A 14655-nucleotide genomic window follows, 5' to 3' on the forward strand; every position below is an offset into this window, starting at 1 on the left:
GGGGTGTTTCGCTGCCTTCGGCAGCGCCCCGCCGGGGGGCTCTGCCCCCCGGACCCCCCGCCGTATTTTTGGGAAGATGAAGGGGGATCAGCCCTTCTTTTTCGTGGCCCCGCTGCGAACGTGTTTCGACAGGCGCGAGGGGATGGATTTCTTCCGGTCCTTGTAGGGGTTCTGGTCCGCCTGGCTGCGCATCCAGAGCCGGATCGGCGTGCCCGGCATGTCGAAATCATCGCGCAACCCGTTGACAAGATAGCGCGAATAGCTGTCCGGCAGCTTGTCGGGATGGCTGCACATCACCACGAACCCCGGCGGCCGCGTCTTGGCCTGGGTCATGTAGCGCAGCCGGATACGGCGGCCCGAGGGGGCTGGCGGCGGGTGCGCCTCGGTCATGGCGGCGAGCCAGCGGTTGAGCTGCGCCGTGGTCACGCGGCGGTTCCAGACGTCATAGGCCTTGAGGATCGCGGCCTGCAACCGGTCCAACCCCTTGCCCGTCTTGGCGGAAACCGTCACCAGCGGCGCGCCGCGCAGCTGCGGCAGGAGCGTGTCGAAGGCCTGTTTCAGCGCCTTCAGCTTCTCCTGCTTGTTGTCCTCGATGTCCCACTTGTTGACCGCAACCACCACCGCGCGCCCCTCGCGCTCGGCCAGGTCAGCGATGCGCAGGTCCTGTTGCTCGAAGGGGATCGCCGCGTCGAGCAGCACCACCACGACCTCGGCGAATTTCACCGCGCGCAACCCGTCGGCGACCGACAGCTTTTCCAGCTTTTCCTGCACCTTGGCCTTCTTGCGCATCCCCGCCGTGTCGAAGATGCGCATATGCGTGCCGTCCCAGTTCACCGGCACGGCGATGCTGTCGCGCGTGATCCCGGCCTCGGGGCCGGTGAGCAGACGATCCTCGCCGATGATCTTGTTGATCAGCGTGGACTTGCCCGCATTCGGGCGCCCCACGACGGCGATTTTCAAGGGACGCGCGGCGGTTATCGGGCGAAGTTCACCCTCCGCATCCTCATCGACATCGACATCCGTCTCGGCCTCTTCGACCACCGCCACGGCCTCTTCCGCGGCCTCGACCAGGGGGGCCAGCGCCACCGCCAGCTCGCCCATCCCCTCGCCATGCTCGGCAGAGAGCGCGATGGGCTCGCCCAGACCAAGCGCATAGGCCTCAATCACCCCGGCCTCGCCCTGTCGGCCCTCGGCCTTGTTCACGCCGAGGATCACGGGACGGCCCGAGCGGCGCAGGATCTCGGCGAAGAGCTGATCGTTGGGCGTGATGCCCGCGCGCCCGTCGATCAGGAAGAGGCTTGCATCCGCCATCTCGACCGCGCGTTCGGTCAGCCGCCGCATGCGGCCCTGCAGGCTGTCGTCGGTCGCATCCTCCAGCCCCGCCGTGTCGATCACGGTGAAGCGCAGGTCACCCAGCCGCGCCGCGCCCTCGCGCAGGTCTCGGGTGACGCCGGGCTGGTCGTCGACCAGGGCCAGGCGCTTGCCCACCAGCCGGTTGAACAGCGTGGACTTGCCGACATTGGGGCGGCCGACGATGGCGAGGGTGAAGCTCATGGGGTCATTCCGGAGATACCAAGGTGGCGCACGTATCCCAAGGGCGGGCGCGCATCAAGGGGCCAGTCGCCGCGCCGCGCGCTCGAGCGCCTGGGCAAAGGCGCTGCGGTCGGCCCTGGAAAAGGGGCGCGGCCCGCCGAGCGCCTGCCCCTCGAGCCCGCCGCGCAGGTCGGCCATGAGGTCGCGGGTGGCAAGCTTGCCGCCGATATTGGCCGCGGTCAGCGCTTCGCCGCGGTGGGTCAGCACCTCGGCCCCGGCCTTCAGCGCGCGATCCGCAAGCGGCAGGTCGGCGGTGATGACCAGCGTGCCGGGGGCCGCGGCTTCCGCGATCAGGTCGTCAGCGGCGTCGAACGCATCGCCCGCCATGGTCATGGAGATCAGCGGGTGATCGGGGTGGCGCAGGTAGGTGGCCGCGTAAAGCAGCACGGGCAGCTTGTGGCGATAGGCGACGGTGTAGATCTCGTCCTTCACCGGACAGGCATCGGCATCGACGAGAATCATGTCCGCCCCTCCGGTGCGAGACTCATGGCCGCCCCTCCGGTGCGAGGATCATACGAAGAACCCGGTGTCGAACGGGACCGAGACTTGTCCGCCGCCGACCTCGGTCAGAGTCATCTGCCCCTTGGCAAGCGTCAGCTCGGCGACCTCGGCCCAGCCCGGCGGGCGCGGGAGCGAGACCATCGCGTGCCGGATCACCTGCGTGCCGCCAAGCGCCATCGCCGTGGGCACGCCCATCGCCGTCAGGCGGTTCTCCGCCAGCGCCGCGGCCAGCCCGGCACCGCCCAGGGCGCAGCCGTCCTCGATGCCCAGAACGCCGGTGTGGCGCCCGTTCCACGGGGAAAAGTCGCGGCCTCCGTTGGAGATCCAGAGCATCGTCACCGGCATCAGCCTCGCGTCCTTCAGGACGACCAGCATGTCATCCTCGGCATTGCGCATCGCCACGGTCCAGCCGACCGTTGCGCCGCGGGCCTCGACCAGCAGGCAGAAATCCTCGACCGCGTGCCCGGCGGGGTAGTGGTGCAGGTCCCAATCCGTGCCGTCCTCGCAGGCGAGCCGCAGGTCGCGGCCGACGACGGGCCGGGTCTGGTTCAGCGCCCAGAGATTGCGCCCCGCGTATTGCGGGTCGGGGTCGGTCAGCACGGCGCGCTTGGGCGAGCAGGACAGCCGGCCGCCCTCGGCCATGCGGATCATCGGGTGATGGGCGAATGTGACGGCACCCGCGCCGCCCTCGACGCGGTGGGTCTGGTAGAGGACAGGCCCGGTGATCTGCACGATCTTGTCCACCGTCGCGCCGCGGACGGGGACGGACAGGCGCAGATGCGCCTCGGCCACGTCGCTGCGGATCACCGCCCAGCCTTCGTTGGCGCTGGGGCCGTGGATCGGGCCGCCGTCGATGTCGTCCCGCCCGAAGGGCATGCAGAGGAAATCGCCCGCCAGCCGCTTGTTCACAAGTGGCAGGTCGGGGTCGTCCTGCACCGCGGCCTCGTCGCGCCAAGGCGCGGAATGCAGGGGGCGACGCCCGCCCACCCGCCACTCGGGCAGGTTGCCGACGGCGGGGTCGAGCGTCAGCGCGCTGTCGCCGTGGGAGAGGCGGATCACGCGCCGCCCCCGGCCACCTTGCGCAACAGCGCCGTCACCAGGTCGGCATCGGACCCGGCGCTGATCATGGTGAAGCCCGCCGCGATCATCTCGCCCTCGAGCGCGGGCGGCCCGAACAGGCCCGCGGCCTTGCCCGCGGCGCGGATCACGCCAGCCCCGTGGCGGATCGCGTCCCAGACCTCGGCGTTCATCGGGTCATCCCGGTGGCCCATGTCGGCGGCGAGGTCGGCGGGGCCGAAGAAGACGCAATCGACCCCGTCAACGGCGGCGATCTCGGGCAAGGCCGCGACCGCGGCGCGGCTTTCGACCTGAACGATGACACAAATTTCCGCGTTGGCGGTTGTAGCGTAGTCGGGGATGCCGCCATAGCCGCTGGCGCGCATCGTGTAGCCGCCGTTGCCGCGGATGCCCTCGGGCGGGTAGCGGCAGGCGGCGACGGCGGCGCGCGCCTCCTCGGCGGAGTTGACCATCGGCACCATTACCGATTGCGCCCCGATGTCGAGCGCCTGTTTCAGCACCCATGCCTGGTTCACCGGCACCCGCACGATCGCGGGCGTGCCGGTGCCCGCCAGCACCATCAGCTGCCGCCGGATCAGCGCGGGCTCCCACGGGCCGTGCTCGCCATCGACGAGGCACCAGTCGAAACCCGCCTGCCCCGCGATCTCGGTCACCGTCTCGGCCCCCAGCGCCAGCCAGAGGCCGCGCTGCAGATCGCCCGCGGCGAGCGCCGCCTTGAATTCGTTTCGTGCCACCGGCATTGTCCGTCCCTTTCCGTCAGAGCGCGCCGCCCGTCACCTCACGATACCAGCGCCGGATGAGCGCGCGGTCCTCGTCGGTGAGAAAGGCGAAATTTCCAGGCGGCATCGCGTGGGTGACACCCGCCTGCAGGTAGATCTCGCGCGCATGGACCGCGATGCTGCGGTCGGTGTCGAGCATCACGCCCTTGGGCGCGGCGGCAAGGCCCGCCATGTAGACCTCGGAGGCGTGGCAGGAGGCGCAATTGGCATGGACCAGCCCCGAGACCTCGGGGAACAGCGCATGCGCGGCGAAGCGGTCCTGACGGGGGGTGAGGGCGGCCTCCTCGGTCATCTCGTCCTGCATCAGCGGCAGGACCGACAGCCAGACGATCACGGCGAAGATCGCGGCCGTCGCGCCCCAGGTCCACCACTTGTGGCCGCCGCGGGCGTGCATCGTGTTGAAGAAATGCCGGATCGTGACGCCCATCAGGAACACCAGCGAGGCGATGAGCCAGTTCCATTCGCTCGCAAAGGCCAGCGGGTAATGGTTCGACAGCATCAGGAAGATGACGGGCAGCGTCAGGTAGTTGTTGTGGGTCGAACGCAGCTTGGCGATCTTGCCGTATTTCGGGTCGGGCGTGCGCCCCGCCTTGAGGTCGGCCACCACGATCTTCTGGTTGGGAATGATGATCATGGCGACATTCGCCGTCATGATCGTCGCCGTCAGCGCGCCCAGGTGCAGCAGCGCCGCGCGGCCCGAGAAAACCTGCGTGTAACCCCAGGCCAGAACCACGATGATCCCGAACAGGAGCAGCATCAGAAGCGTGGGGTTGTCTCCCAGCTTCGACTTGCAGAGCAGGTCATAGGCCACCCAGCCCAGCGTCAGCGACAGGGCCGAGATGAGGATCGCCTGCCAGGGCTGCAACTCCATCACATTCCAGTCGATCAGGTACAGCTCGGCCCCCACCCAGTAGAGCAGGATCAGAAGCGCCGCCCCCGAGAGCCATGTCGCGTAGCTTTCCCATTTGAACCATGTGAGATGCTCGGGCATCGCCGCGGGGGCGACCATGTATTTCTGGATATGGTAGAAGCCGCCACCGTGGACCTGCCATTCCTCGCCATCGGCGGGGCCGGGGATGCTGCGGTTGAGGCCAAGGTCGAGCGCGATGAAATAGAAGCTCGACCCGATCCAGGCGATCGCGGTGATGACATGCAGCCAGCGGACGGCGAATTCCGCCCAATGCAGCAGGATGGTTGCGTCCATGTCGGCCCCTTCACGCAGCGATGACCGGTTCCCCGGTCCCTTGGCCGGACCATCCGACGAAACCAAGGGGGGACGCAAGATGCCCCGCGCGCCCTCGGCCCACACTCCCCCTGCCGCCCTGCCCGCCCGCGCCACCGTCCGCGGGCCTTGTCAGGCTGACGTGGCGGCACCGGGCCGTTGGCCCGAAAGGGGCGCTGGTGCGGGCGAATGTCCCGCCACTCCGCCCCGCCTGCAGGCCGCCGTTCCGATAAGGCCTCGGGTGACGGTTAGGCCTTTCCTTCGACAAGGCCATTGGCTACCGTTCGTCGCCATAAGACAGAAACTGTCCAATCGGGAGATGGAACATGAAGAAAATCCTGCTGGCCTCTGCGGCCACCTTCGCACTTGGCGGTGCGGCCATGGCCGACGGCCACGGCAATTCGATCTCGCTCGGCGTGATCCTGGGCTTCACCGGGCCGCTTGAATCGCTGGCACCGGGGATGGCGCAGGGCGCCGAGATGGCGATTGCCGAAGTGTCCGACAGCGGCCTGCTGCTCGACGGCACCACCGTGACGCCGGTGCGCGGCGACTCCACCTGCATCGACAGCTCGGCCGCCAACGCCGCAGCCGAGCGCCTGATCACCTCGGACGGCGTCAGCGGCATCGTCGGCGCGGACTGCTCGGGCGTGACCACCTCGATCCTGACCAACGTCGCCATGCCCAACGGCATGGTCATGATCTCGCCCTCCGCCACCTCGCCCGCGCTGTCGACGCTCGAGGACAACGGCCTGTTCTTCCGCACCGCGCCCTCCGACGCGCGCCAGGGCGTCGTGATGGCCGAGATCATCATGGAGCGCGGCATCGACACCGTCGCCGTGACCTACACCAACAACGACTACGGCCTTGGCCTTGCCAACAGCTTCGCGGCAGCCTTCGAAGCCGCAGGCGGCACCGTGACGCTGGTGGCCGCGCATGAAGACGGCCGCGCCGACTACTCGGCGGAAGTGGGCGCACTGGCCTCGGCCGGTGGCGACGCGCTCGTCGTGGCGGGCTACGTCGACCAGGGCGGCTCGGGCATCATCCAGGCGGCGCTGGACACCGGCGCGTTCGAGACCTTCGTCTTCCCCGACGGCATGGTCAGCCAGGCGCTTGTCGACAACTTCGGTTCGGACATCGACGGCTCCTTCGGCCAGAACCCCGGCACCGACAGCGACGGCGCGGCGATCTACCAGGGCATGGCGTCCGAAGCCGGCTTCGACGGCACCTCGCCCTTCTCGGCCGAGGCCTATGACGCCGCGGCGCTGATCCTGCTGGCGATGCAGGCGGCGGGCTCGACCAACCCCGGCGATTACGCGATGCACGTGATGGACGTTGCCAATGCACCGGGTGAGCCGATCCTGCCGGGTGAACTGGCGCGCGGCCTCGAGCTCTTGGCCGCAGGCCAGGACATCGACTACGTCGGTGCCTCCGCGGTCGAGCTGATCGGTGCCGGTGAAAGCGCGGGCAACTACCGCGAGATCGAGATCGAAGGCGGCGAACTGGTCGTGGCCGGTTTCCGCTGATCGCGCTCAAATCCTAGAATGGCAGACAGCCCGGTGTCGCAACCGGGCTGTTTCGCAACAGGGGGACCATTCCCGATGATCGTCGTAGAAGACCTTCACAAGCATTTCGGCGGGTTCCACGCCGTCGACGGGGCCAGCCTGCGGATCGAGACCGGCTCGATCACCGGGCTGATCGGCCCGAACGGTGCGGGCAAGACCACGCTCTTCAACGTGATCGCGGGCGTGCTTCCGCCCACCTCGGGCCGCGTCGTCATGGACGGCGAGGACATCACCGGCCTGCCGCCGCATGTGCTGTTTTCAAAGGGCCTTTTGCGAACCTTCCAGATCGCGCACGAGTTTCACTCGATGACCTGCCGCGAGAACCTGATGATGGTGCCCGCGGGCCAGTCGGGCGAAACGCTCTGGAACACGTGGTTCGGCCGCAAGCGCATCGCCGACGAGGAACGCGCGCTGCGCGCCAAGGCGGACGAGGTGCTGGAGTTCCTGACCGTCGAACACCTGGCCGACCACCCCGCCGGGCAGATCTCGGGCGGGCAGAAAAAGCTGCTCGAACTGGGCCGCACCATGATGGTGGACGCCAAGATCGTCTTCCTCGACGAGGTGGGCGCGGGCGTGAACCGCACGCTTCTCAACACGATCGGCGACGCGATCCTGCGCCTGAACAAGGAACGCGGCTACACCTTCTGCGTGATCGAGCATGACATGGATTTCATCGGCCGCCTGTGCGACCCCGTCATCTGCATGGCCGAGGGCAAGGTGCTGGCCGAGGGCACGCTGGACGAGATCAAGGCCAACGAGCAGGTGATCGAGGCCTATCTCGGCACCGGTCTCAAGAACAAGGACAAGCTGGCCGAAGGTGCGGGCGCATGAGCGACAACCCCTATCAGAACGACCGCGGCAACAAGGACTGGTCCATCGCCAAGCAGGGCGGCGGCACCATGACCGCCACGCCCGGCACCGGTCACGCGATGTCGACGGGCAACGCGTTCCTGATCGGCGACACGATGACCGGCGGCTACGGCAACGGCCCCGACATCCTGCATGAGTGCACCATCGCCGTGGACCCCGGCGAGATCGCGGTGATCGTCGGCCCCAACGGCGCGGGCAAATCGACCGCGATGAAGGCCGTCTTCGGCATGCTGAACGTGCGGCAGGGCTCGGTGCGGCTGGATGGCGAGGACATCACCGACCTCAGCCCGCAGGCGCGCGTCGCCAAGGGCATGGGCTTCGTGCCGCAGACCAACAACATCTTCGCCTCGATGTCGGTCGAGGAGAACCTCGAGATGGGCGCCTTCATCCGCCGCGACGACATCCGCGAGACGATGGAACAGGTCTACGAGCTGTTCCCGATCCTCAAGGACAAGCGCCGCCAGGCGGCGGGCGAGCTGTCGGGCGGCCAGCGTCAGCAGGTCGCCGTGGGCCGCGCGCTGATGACCAAGCCCAAGGTGCTGATGCTGGACGAACCCACCGCCGGCGTGTCGCCCATCGTGATGGACGAGCTTTTCGACCGGATCATCGAGGTCAGCCGCACCGGCATCCCGATCCTGATGGTGGAACAGAACGCCCGCCAGGCGCTCGAGATCGCCGACAAGGGCTATGTCCTCGTGCAGGGGCGCAATGCGCATACCGGCACCGGCAAGGAACTGCTGGCCGACCCCGAGGTCCGGCGCAGCTTCCTCGGGGGATGACGACCATGCCCCCCCTGCCCCCGGTCCCGACCGCGCTTGTCGCGCTCGGCCTCGGCCTCGGTCTGCCCGCGCAGGCCGCGCAGGCGGAACCCTGGGACTGCCGCTTCACCGTGGAATGCCTTGTCGCCGAAGGCTGCGCGGCGGGCGAGTTCGGCGCGCAGGTGATCGCCGTCGATCACGCGGGCGAGCTGGTGCTGTCGACCGTCACCGGCGACAGCCCGGTGGACCGCCTGACGCCCGAAGGCGCGCTGCCCGCGACCTATGCGGGCGCCGGGCGGGACGGGATCGCCGAGTTGCTGACCATCGAGACCGACCGGACCGCGATCCTGACCCTCCACATCTTCGACGGCCAGGCCGCCGCCATAACCTATCTCGGAACCTGCGAAGGGATGACCTGAATGGATTTCCTCAACGCCCTGGTGACACTGCTGAACTTCGTCATCATCCCGGCCACTGCCTATGGCGCGCAGCTTGCGCTCGGGGCGCTCGGCGTGACGCTGATCTACGGCATCCTGCGCTTCTCGAATTTCGCCCATGGCGACACCATGGCCTTCGGCACCATGGTCGTGATCCTCTGCACCTGGGGGCTGCAGGCGCTCGGCGTCAGCCTCGGGCCGCTGCCCACGGCGCTGCTGGCGCTGCCGGTCGGCATCGCGGTCACCGGCCTCCTGGTGATCGCCACCGACCGGACGGTCTACCGCTTCTACCGGGCGCAAAAGGCCAAGCCGGTGATCTACGTGATCGCCTCGCTCGGGGTGATGTTCATCATGAACGGCATCGTGCGCTTCATCATCGGCGTCGATGACCAGCGTTTCGCCGACGGCGAACGCTTCATCATCTCGGCCCGCACCTTCCGCGAGATGACCGGACTGGACGAAGGCCTAGCCTTCCGCACCAGCCAGGGCCTGACCATCGTGGTGGCGGTGATCGCGGTGGCGCTCTTGTTCTGGTTCCTCAACCGCACCCGCACCGGCAAGTCGATGCGCGCCTTCTCCGACAACGAGGATCTCGCGCTGCTGTCGGGCATCAACCCCGAACGCGTCGTGATGATCACCTGGCTGATCGTGGCGGCGCTGGCGACCACCGCGGGCGTGCTCTACGGGCTCGACAAGAGCTTCAAGCCCTTCACCTATTTCCAGCTGCTGCTGCCGATCTTCGCCGCCGCCATCGTGGGCGGCCTCGGCAACCCGGTGGGCGCCATCCTCGGCGGCTTCGTCATCGCCTTCTCCGAGGTCGGCGTAACCTATGCCTTCCGCAAGGTCGTCACCTACCTCGCCCCCGGCGAGTGGGAGCCCGAGGGCCTGCTGCAACTGCTTTCGACCGACTACAAGTTCGCGGTCAGCTTCGGCATCCTGCTGATCGTCCTGCTGTTCCGCCCCACCGGCATCATGAAGGGGAAATCGGTATGACCACGGCACCCGACCCGACCCGGCCCTCCGCCACGCAAGCCGGCCCGACCCGCAGGCTCGACACCCGCGCGGTGCTGCTCTTCGCGCTGGTGGCCGTGCTCTTCATCGGCACCGGCTTCCTGCAATCGTGGAACACCACGCTCACGATCTTCAACATGGGTCTCATCAGCGCCATCATGGCGCTCGGCGTGAACATGCAATGGGGCTACGCGGGCCTGTTCAACGTGGGCGTCATGGGCTTCGTGGCGCTCGGCGGGCTGGCCGCGGTGCTGGTCTCGATCGACCCCGTGGGCGAGGCCTGGGCCGCGGGCGGCCTGCAGGTGCTGCTGGGCCTCGTGCTGGGGGCCGCGACCATCGTCGCCGCCATCCTCGCCTACATGCGCCTTCCCGCGGGGCGGCTGCGCACGCTGGTCATGCTCGCCATCCTGATCGGCGGCTTCTTCATCTTCCGCGCCGTCTTCGACGCGGGCGTCGCCGCCGTCGAGGCGGTCAACCCCGCCTCCACCGGCTTTCTCGGCGGCCTCGGCCTGCCCGTGATCCTCGCCTGGCCGGTGGGCGGGTTGCTGGCCGCGGGCGCGGCCTGGATCATCGGCAAGACCGCGCTCGGTCTGCGCTCGGATTACCTGGCCATCGCCACGCTCGGCATCGCCGAGATCATCATCGCGGTCCTGAAGAACGAGGACTGGCTGGCGCGCGGCGTGAAGAACGTCACCGGCATCCCCCGCCCCGTCCCCTACGAGGTGGACCTGCAACAGGCCGAGTGGTTCCTCGACCTCGCCGCCCGGATCGGCGCGAACCCGGTCACCTTCTCCTCGATCTTCGTCAAGCTCTGCTACGCCTCGCTCTTCATCGTGGTGCTGCTGGCGCTGATCTGGCTGTCGGAAAAGGCGTGGAATTCCCCCTGGGGCCGGATGATGCGCGCGATCCGCGACAACGAGGTGTCGGCCTCGGCCATGGGCAAGGACGTCAAGGCGCGCCACCTGCAGGTCTTCGTGCTGGGCTCGGCCATCATCGGCATGGCGGGCGCGATGATGACCACGCTCGACAGCCAGCTGGTGCCCGGCACCTACCAGCCGCTGCGGTTCACCTTCCTTGTCTGGGTGATGGTGATCGTGGGCGGCTCGGGCAACAACTGGGGCGCGGTGCTGGGCGGCTTCCTGATCTGGTGGCTCTGGATCCAGGTCGAGCCGCTGGGCCTCGGGCTGATGCAGATCCTCACCTCCGGCATGGCCGAGGACAACTGGCTCAGGAACCACCTGATCGACAGCGCGGCCTACATGCGGCTCTTCACGATGGGGGTGATCCTGCTCCTCGTGCTGCGCTTCAGCCCGCGCGGCCTGATCCCGGAGCGGTAAACGCCGAAAGGGGCGCGTTCACCTCTCGTCAAGGTTAACGCGCCCCCCCTTTTTCTCCGTTTCAAAAATATCTCGGGGGGAGAGACGGCCGCAGGCCGTCGAAGGGGGCAGAGCCCCCCTTTTTCACACCGCTTACCGCCCCTCGAACACCGGCTTGCGCTTCTCGAGGAAGGCCACCACGCCCTCCTTGAAATCACGGGTCTTGCCGCATTGCCCCTGCAACTCACCCTCGAGCAAGAGCTGCTCGAAGAGCGAATTGCCGAAGCTCGCCTGCATCGCCTGCTTCACCCGCTTGAAGGCCTCCGTCGGCCCACTGGCGAGATGCATCGCGCGGGCGCGCCATGTCGCGTCAAAGGCCTCGTCCTCGACCGCTTCCCAGATCATCCCCCACTCGGCGGCCTGCCGCGCGGTGATCCTGTCGGCGAAGAGCGCCGCGCCCATCGCCTTCTGCAGGCCCACCGTCCGCGGCAGGACCCAGGTGCCGCCCGCATCGGGGATCAGCCCGATCCGGCTGAACGCCTGGATGAAGCTCGCGCTTTCCGCAGCAATGGTGATGTCGGCCACCAGCGCAAGGTTCGCGCCCGCGCCCGCCGCCGTGCCGTTCACCGCCGCGATGACCGGCACCGGGCACTCGACGATGGCCATGAGCATGGGGATATACTCGTCGCGCAGCGTCCGCTCGAGGTTCAGGTTCGCCGCATTCGCGCGGTCGCCAAGATCCTGCCCCGAGCAAAAGGCCCGCCCCTCGCCCGTCAGCACGACCACCCGCGCCGTGCGGCCCGCGGCCTCGACCGCATGGGTGATCTCGGCCCGCATCTGGGTGTTGAGCGCGTTCATGACATCCGGGCGGCGCAGCGTGATCACCGCCATGCCGTCAAGATCGTCCCGGGTGATGGTTTCATACTGCATGGCTGGTCTCCGCTTGCCTGTCGGGGAAAAGACTAGGCAAAGCCATGCGCGCGGAAAAGACGAAACGCGGCGTCAGTCGCCCATAAGGTCCTTGAGCCGCGCCTGTTCCTCGGCGCTCAACGCGGCCTCGGTCGGGGCCGGGCTGGCCGCGCGGCGGCGGATATAGACCAGCGCAAGCCCCCCGCCCGCCAGCAGGATCAGGAACGGCGCGACCCACAGCGCGATGTTCGAGCCCGTCAGCGTCGGGCGCAGCAGCACGTATTCGCCGTAGCGGTCCACGATGAAGCTGACCACCTCGGCGTCGCTGTCGCCCGCCACCAGCCGCTCGCGCACCATCAGCCGCAGGTCGCGCGCCAGCGTCGCGTTCGACTCGTCGATGGACTCGTTGCGGCAGACGACGCAGCGCAGCCCCGCCGAGATGTCGCGCGCCCGTTCCTCGAGCGCGGGGTCGTCCAGCACCTCGTCGGGCTGCACCGCGTAGGCCGGCACCGCCGCCAGCGCGCCAAGCACCAGCACCACCGCCAGCGCCGCGCGCGGCAGCGCCCTCAGCCCGTGCCACAGCCGGGCCAACCAACCGGAGAGGCACATCATTCCGCGGGCACCCCCCGCGGCTCGGGCTGCGCCTTGGCGGCACCGGCCGCCACGCGGTAGCGGCGGTCCGACAGGCTCAGAAGACCGCCAAGCGCCATGATGATCGTGCCGCCCCAGATCCAGTTGGCGAAGGGCTTGATCCAGGTCCGGACCGCCCAGCCGCCATTGTCCTGCGGATCGCCCAGAGTGACATAGACATCGCGGGTGAAGCCGTTGTTGATCCCCGCCTCGGTCGTGGGCATGCCTGCCACCGGGTAGATCCGCCGCTCGGGACGCAGCACGGTGATCTCGCGCCCGTCCGCCTCGCGCACCGCGACATGACCCATGGTCGAGATGTAGTTCGGCCCCCGCACGTTCTCGTCCACGCGCAGAAGTTCGATTTCGTAAGCGCCGACGCGGTAGGGCTGCCCCTCCTGGGCGACGCGGATATCCTCGACCTGGTAACCGGTCAGGGCCACCACGCCGAACATGGTGATGCCCACGCCCGCATGGGCGACGGTCTTGCCCCAATCCGCCCGCGGCAGCCGCCACAAACGCCCGAAGCGGCCCGCGATGTCACCGCGGCCCGTGCGCGACCACAGGTCGGTCAGCGCGCCCGCGACCAGCCAGACCGACAGCGCCACCCCAATGGGCGAGAGCGCCGAGTGCCCGGTGTAGACCGCCCAGGCCAGCAGGCCGAGCGCCACGGCCAGCACCAGCGCCGGGACCAGCGCCGTCAGCGCGCGGCCGATCTTGGCGCGCTTCCACGGCAGCATCGCGCCGATGGGCAGCGCCACCGCCAGCCCGAAGACGAAGGGCGTGAAGGCCATGTTGAAGAAGGGCGGGCCGACCGACACCGTCCGGTCCCAGAACATTTCCGAGATCAGCGGCCAGATCGTGCCGATGAAGACCACGAAGGTCGAGACCGCCAACAGCAGGTTGTTCACCACCAGCCCGGTTTCCCGGCTGACGGTCGAGAATACGCCCTTGGCCTCCATCACGCCCGCGCGCAGCGCGAACAAAAGCAGCGCACCCCCCATGAAGAAGCACAGGATACCAAGGATATAGACCCCCCGCTCGGGATCGTTGGCAAAGGCGTGAACGCTGGTCAGCACGCCCGAGCGCACGATGAAGGTGCCGATCAGCGAGAAGCCGAAGGCGAGGATCGCCAGAAGGATCGTCCAACTTTTCATCGCTTCGCGCTTTTCCACCACGATGGCCGAATGCAGCAGCGCCGCGGCGATCAGCCAGGGCATAAGGCTGGCATTCTCGACCGGGTCCCAGAACCAGAACCCGCCCCAGCCCAGCTCGTAATAGGCCCACCACGAGCCGAGACCGATGCCGATGGTCAGGAACAGCCAGGCCGCCAGCGTCCAGGGCCGCACCCAGCGGCCCCATGCCGCGTCCACGCGCCCCTCGATCAGGGCGGCGACGGCAAAGGAGAAAGCCATCGAAAGGCCCACGTAGCCGAGATACAGGAACGGCGGGTGGAAGGCGAGGCCGGGGTCCTGCAGCAGCGGGTTCAGGTCCTGCCCGTCGAAGGGCGGAAACTCCAGCCGCAGGAACGGGTTCGAGGTGAAGAGGATAAAGGCGAAGAACGCCACCGCCACCGAGCTTTGCACCGCCAGCACCCGCGCCTTGAGCGTCGGCGGCAGATTGCCCCCGAACCACGCGGCCGAGGCGCCGAACAGCGTCAGGATCAGCACCCACAGAAGCAGCGAGCCCTCGTGATTCCCCCAAACGCCGGTGATCTTGTAGAGCAGCGGCTTGTCGGTGTGCGAGTTCGCCACCACCAGGTTCAGCGAGAAATCCGAGGTGACGAAGGCATAGGTCAGGGCCGCGAAACTGAATGCGGCCAACAGGAATTGCGTGGTCGCGGCGGGTTCCGCCACGGCCATCCAGGCGGCGTTGCCGCGGTGCGCACCGACAAGCGGCACGATCATCTGAAAGACCGCCACCATGAAGGCGAGGATCAGGGCGAAATGTCCGAGCTCTGTGATCATGGCAGCCACATTAGGCCGCGGCAGCG

The 14655-nt window shown here is 68.1% G+C and carries 14 protein-coding genes; 6 read left to right on the forward strand and 8 right to left on the reverse strand.

From position 1 onward, the window contains the following. Positions 1–87: 87 nt before the first annotated feature. From der to QQK83_RS01595, 5 genes are read right to left on the reverse strand one after another with little or no spacing between them, the layout of a single operon-like run. On the reverse strand, positions 88–1554 hold the full coding sequence (der, locus tag QQK83_RS01575) for a ribosome biogenesis GTPase Der (protein ID WP_284260998.1): 1467 nt from the start codon (positions 1552–1554) through the stop codon (positions 88–90). A 54-nt stretch (positions 1555–1608) separates the two neighbouring features. Further along, positions 1609–2055 carry a YaiI/YqxD family protein gene (locus QQK83_RS01580; RefSeq protein WP_284261000.1) on the reverse strand — a complete coding sequence of 149 codons (447 nt, stop codon included), beginning with the start codon at positions 2053–2055 and terminating at the stop codon, positions 1609–1611. A gap of 48 nt (positions 2056–2103) precedes the next feature. After that, complete coding sequence (locus tag QQK83_RS01585; RefSeq protein ID WP_284261002.1) at positions 2104–3153, reverse strand: hypothetical protein; 1050 nt, start codon at positions 3151–3153, stop codon at positions 2104–2106. Next, on the reverse strand, positions 3150–3911 hold the full coding sequence (locus QQK83_RS01590) for an HpcH/HpaI aldolase family protein (protein ID WP_417750324.1): 762 nt from the start codon (positions 3909–3911) through the stop codon (positions 3150–3152). The genes QQK83_RS01585 and QQK83_RS01590 overlap by 4 nt, the downstream gene beginning before the upstream one ends. Before the next feature lie 16 nt (positions 3912–3927). Continuing rightward, positions 3928–5154 carry a urate hydroxylase PuuD gene (locus tag QQK83_RS01595; RefSeq protein WP_284261008.1) on the reverse strand — a complete coding sequence of 409 codons (1227 nt, stop codon included), beginning with the start codon at positions 5152–5154 and terminating at the stop codon, positions 3928–3930. Positions 5155–5498: 344 nt separating this feature from the next. Between QQK83_RS01595 and QQK83_RS01600 the strand changes: the two genes are divergently transcribed. The 6 genes from QQK83_RS01600 to QQK83_RS01625 all read left to right on the forward strand — a co-directional run bounded on the left by QQK83_RS01600 (position 5499) and on the right by QQK83_RS01625 (position 11147). Next, positions 5499–6695, forward strand: coding sequence for an ABC transporter substrate-binding protein (locus tag QQK83_RS01600; protein ID WP_284261011.1), 1197 nt, complete (start codon positions 5499–5501; stop codon positions 6693–6695). A 75-nt stretch (positions 6696–6770) separates the two neighbouring features. Then, positions 6771–7565, forward strand: coding sequence for an ABC transporter ATP-binding protein (locus tag QQK83_RS01605; RefSeq protein ID WP_284261013.1), 795 nt, complete (start codon positions 6771–6773; stop codon positions 7563–7565). Then, on the forward strand, positions 7562–8383 hold the full coding sequence (locus tag QQK83_RS01610; RefSeq protein WP_284261015.1) for an ABC transporter ATP-binding protein: 822 nt from the start codon (positions 7562–7564) through the stop codon (positions 8381–8383). The genes QQK83_RS01605 and QQK83_RS01610 overlap by 4 nt, the downstream gene beginning before the upstream one ends. Continuing rightward, on the forward strand, positions 8380–8781 hold the full coding sequence (locus QQK83_RS01615) for a hypothetical protein (protein WP_284261017.1): 402 nt from the start codon (positions 8380–8382) through the stop codon (positions 8779–8781). Before QQK83_RS01610 ends, QQK83_RS01615 begins: the two co-directional genes overlap by 4 nt. Continuing rightward, the gene (locus QQK83_RS01620; RefSeq protein WP_284261019.1) at positions 8782–9792 is read left to right on the forward strand and encodes a branched-chain amino acid ABC transporter permease; all 1011 of its coding nucleotides are present in this window, start codon (positions 8782–8784) and stop codon (positions 9790–9792) included. Then, positions 9789–11147, forward strand: coding sequence for a branched-chain amino acid ABC transporter permease (locus QQK83_RS01625; RefSeq protein WP_284261025.1), 1359 nt, complete (start codon positions 9789–9791; stop codon positions 11145–11147). Before QQK83_RS01620 ends, QQK83_RS01625 begins: the two co-directional genes overlap by 4 nt. A gap of 132 nt (positions 11148–11279) precedes the next feature. Here the strand turns inward: QQK83_RS01625 and QQK83_RS01630 are convergent, their stop codons facing one another. The 3 genes from QQK83_RS01630 to QQK83_RS01640 form a co-directional block, all read right to left on the reverse strand. Then, the gene (locus QQK83_RS01630) at positions 11280–12056 is read right to left on the reverse strand and encodes an enoyl-CoA hydratase-related protein (RefSeq protein WP_284261028.1); all 777 of its coding nucleotides are present in this window, start codon (positions 12054–12056) and stop codon (positions 11280–11282) included. Between the two features lie 72 nt (positions 12057–12128). Continuing rightward, positions 12129–12644 carry a cytochrome c-type biogenesis protein gene (locus tag QQK83_RS01635; protein ID WP_284261247.1) on the reverse strand — a complete coding sequence of 172 codons (516 nt, stop codon included), beginning with the start codon at positions 12642–12644 and terminating at the stop codon, positions 12129–12131. Next, complete coding sequence (locus QQK83_RS01640) at positions 12644–14629, reverse strand: heme lyase CcmF/NrfE family subunit (RefSeq protein ID WP_284261030.1); 1986 nt, start codon at positions 14627–14629, stop codon at positions 12644–12646. Before QQK83_RS01640 ends, QQK83_RS01635 begins: the two co-directional genes overlap by 1 nt. Between the last annotated feature and the right edge of the window lie 26 nt (positions 14630–14655).

It is taken from the genome of Roseicyclus amphidinii (assembly GCF_030163755.1).
In the GTDB taxonomy this organism is placed as follows: domain Bacteria; phylum Pseudomonadota; class Alphaproteobacteria; order Rhodobacterales; family Rhodobacteraceae; genus Roseicyclus; species Roseicyclus amphidinii.

What these genes read in the sequence shown, in the direction of transcription:
- QQK83_RS01580 (WP_284261000.1), bottom strand. Translation starts at nt 2,055, where the DNA reads ATGATTCTCGTCGATGCCGATGCCTGTCCGGTGAAGGACGAGATCTAC.
- QQK83_RS01630 (WP_284261028.1), bottom strand. Translation starts at nt 12,056, where the DNA reads ATGCAGTATGAAACCATCACCCGGGACGATCTTGACGGCATGGCGGTG.
- QQK83_RS01625 (WP_284261025.1), top strand. Translation starts at nt 9,789, where the DNA reads ATGACCACGGCACCCGACCCGACCCGGCCCTCCGCCACGCAAGCCGGC.
- QQK83_RS01590 (WP_417750324.1), bottom strand. Translation starts at nt 3,911, where the DNA reads ATGCCGGTGGCACGAAACGAATTCAAGGCGGCGCTCGCCGCGGGCGAT.
- QQK83_RS01605 (WP_284261013.1), top strand. Translation starts at nt 6,771, where the DNA reads ATGATCGTCGTAGAAGACCTTCACAAGCATTTCGGCGGGTTCCACGCC.
- der (WP_284260998.1), bottom strand. Translation starts at nt 1,554, where the DNA reads ATGAGCTTCACCCTCGCCATCGTCGGCCGCCCCAATGTCGGCAAGTCC.
- QQK83_RS01600 (WP_284261011.1), top strand. Translation starts at nt 5,499, where the DNA reads ATGAAGAAAATCCTGCTGGCCTCTGCGGCCACCTTCGCACTTGGCGGT.
- QQK83_RS01620 (WP_284261019.1), top strand. Translation starts at nt 8,782, where the DNA reads ATGGATTTCCTCAACGCCCTGGTGACACTGCTGAACTTCGTCATCATC.
- QQK83_RS01595 (WP_284261008.1), bottom strand. Translation starts at nt 5,154, where the DNA reads ATGGACGCAACCATCCTGCTGCATTGGGCGGAATTCGCCGTCCGCTGG.
- QQK83_RS01615 (WP_284261017.1), top strand. Translation starts at nt 8,380, where the DNA reads ATGACGACCATGCCCCCCCTGCCCCCGGTCCCGACCGCGCTTGTCGCG.
- QQK83_RS01640 (WP_284261030.1), bottom strand. Translation starts at nt 14,629, where the DNA reads ATGATCACAGAGCTCGGACATTTCGCCCTGATCCTCGCCTTCATGGTG.
- QQK83_RS01610 (WP_284261015.1), top strand. Translation starts at nt 7,562, where the DNA reads ATGAGCGACAACCCCTATCAGAACGACCGCGGCAACAAGGACTGGTCC.
- QQK83_RS01635 (WP_284261247.1), bottom strand. Translation starts at nt 12,644, where the DNA reads ATGTGCCTCTCCGGTTGGTTGGCCCGGCTGTGGCACGGGCTGAGGGCG.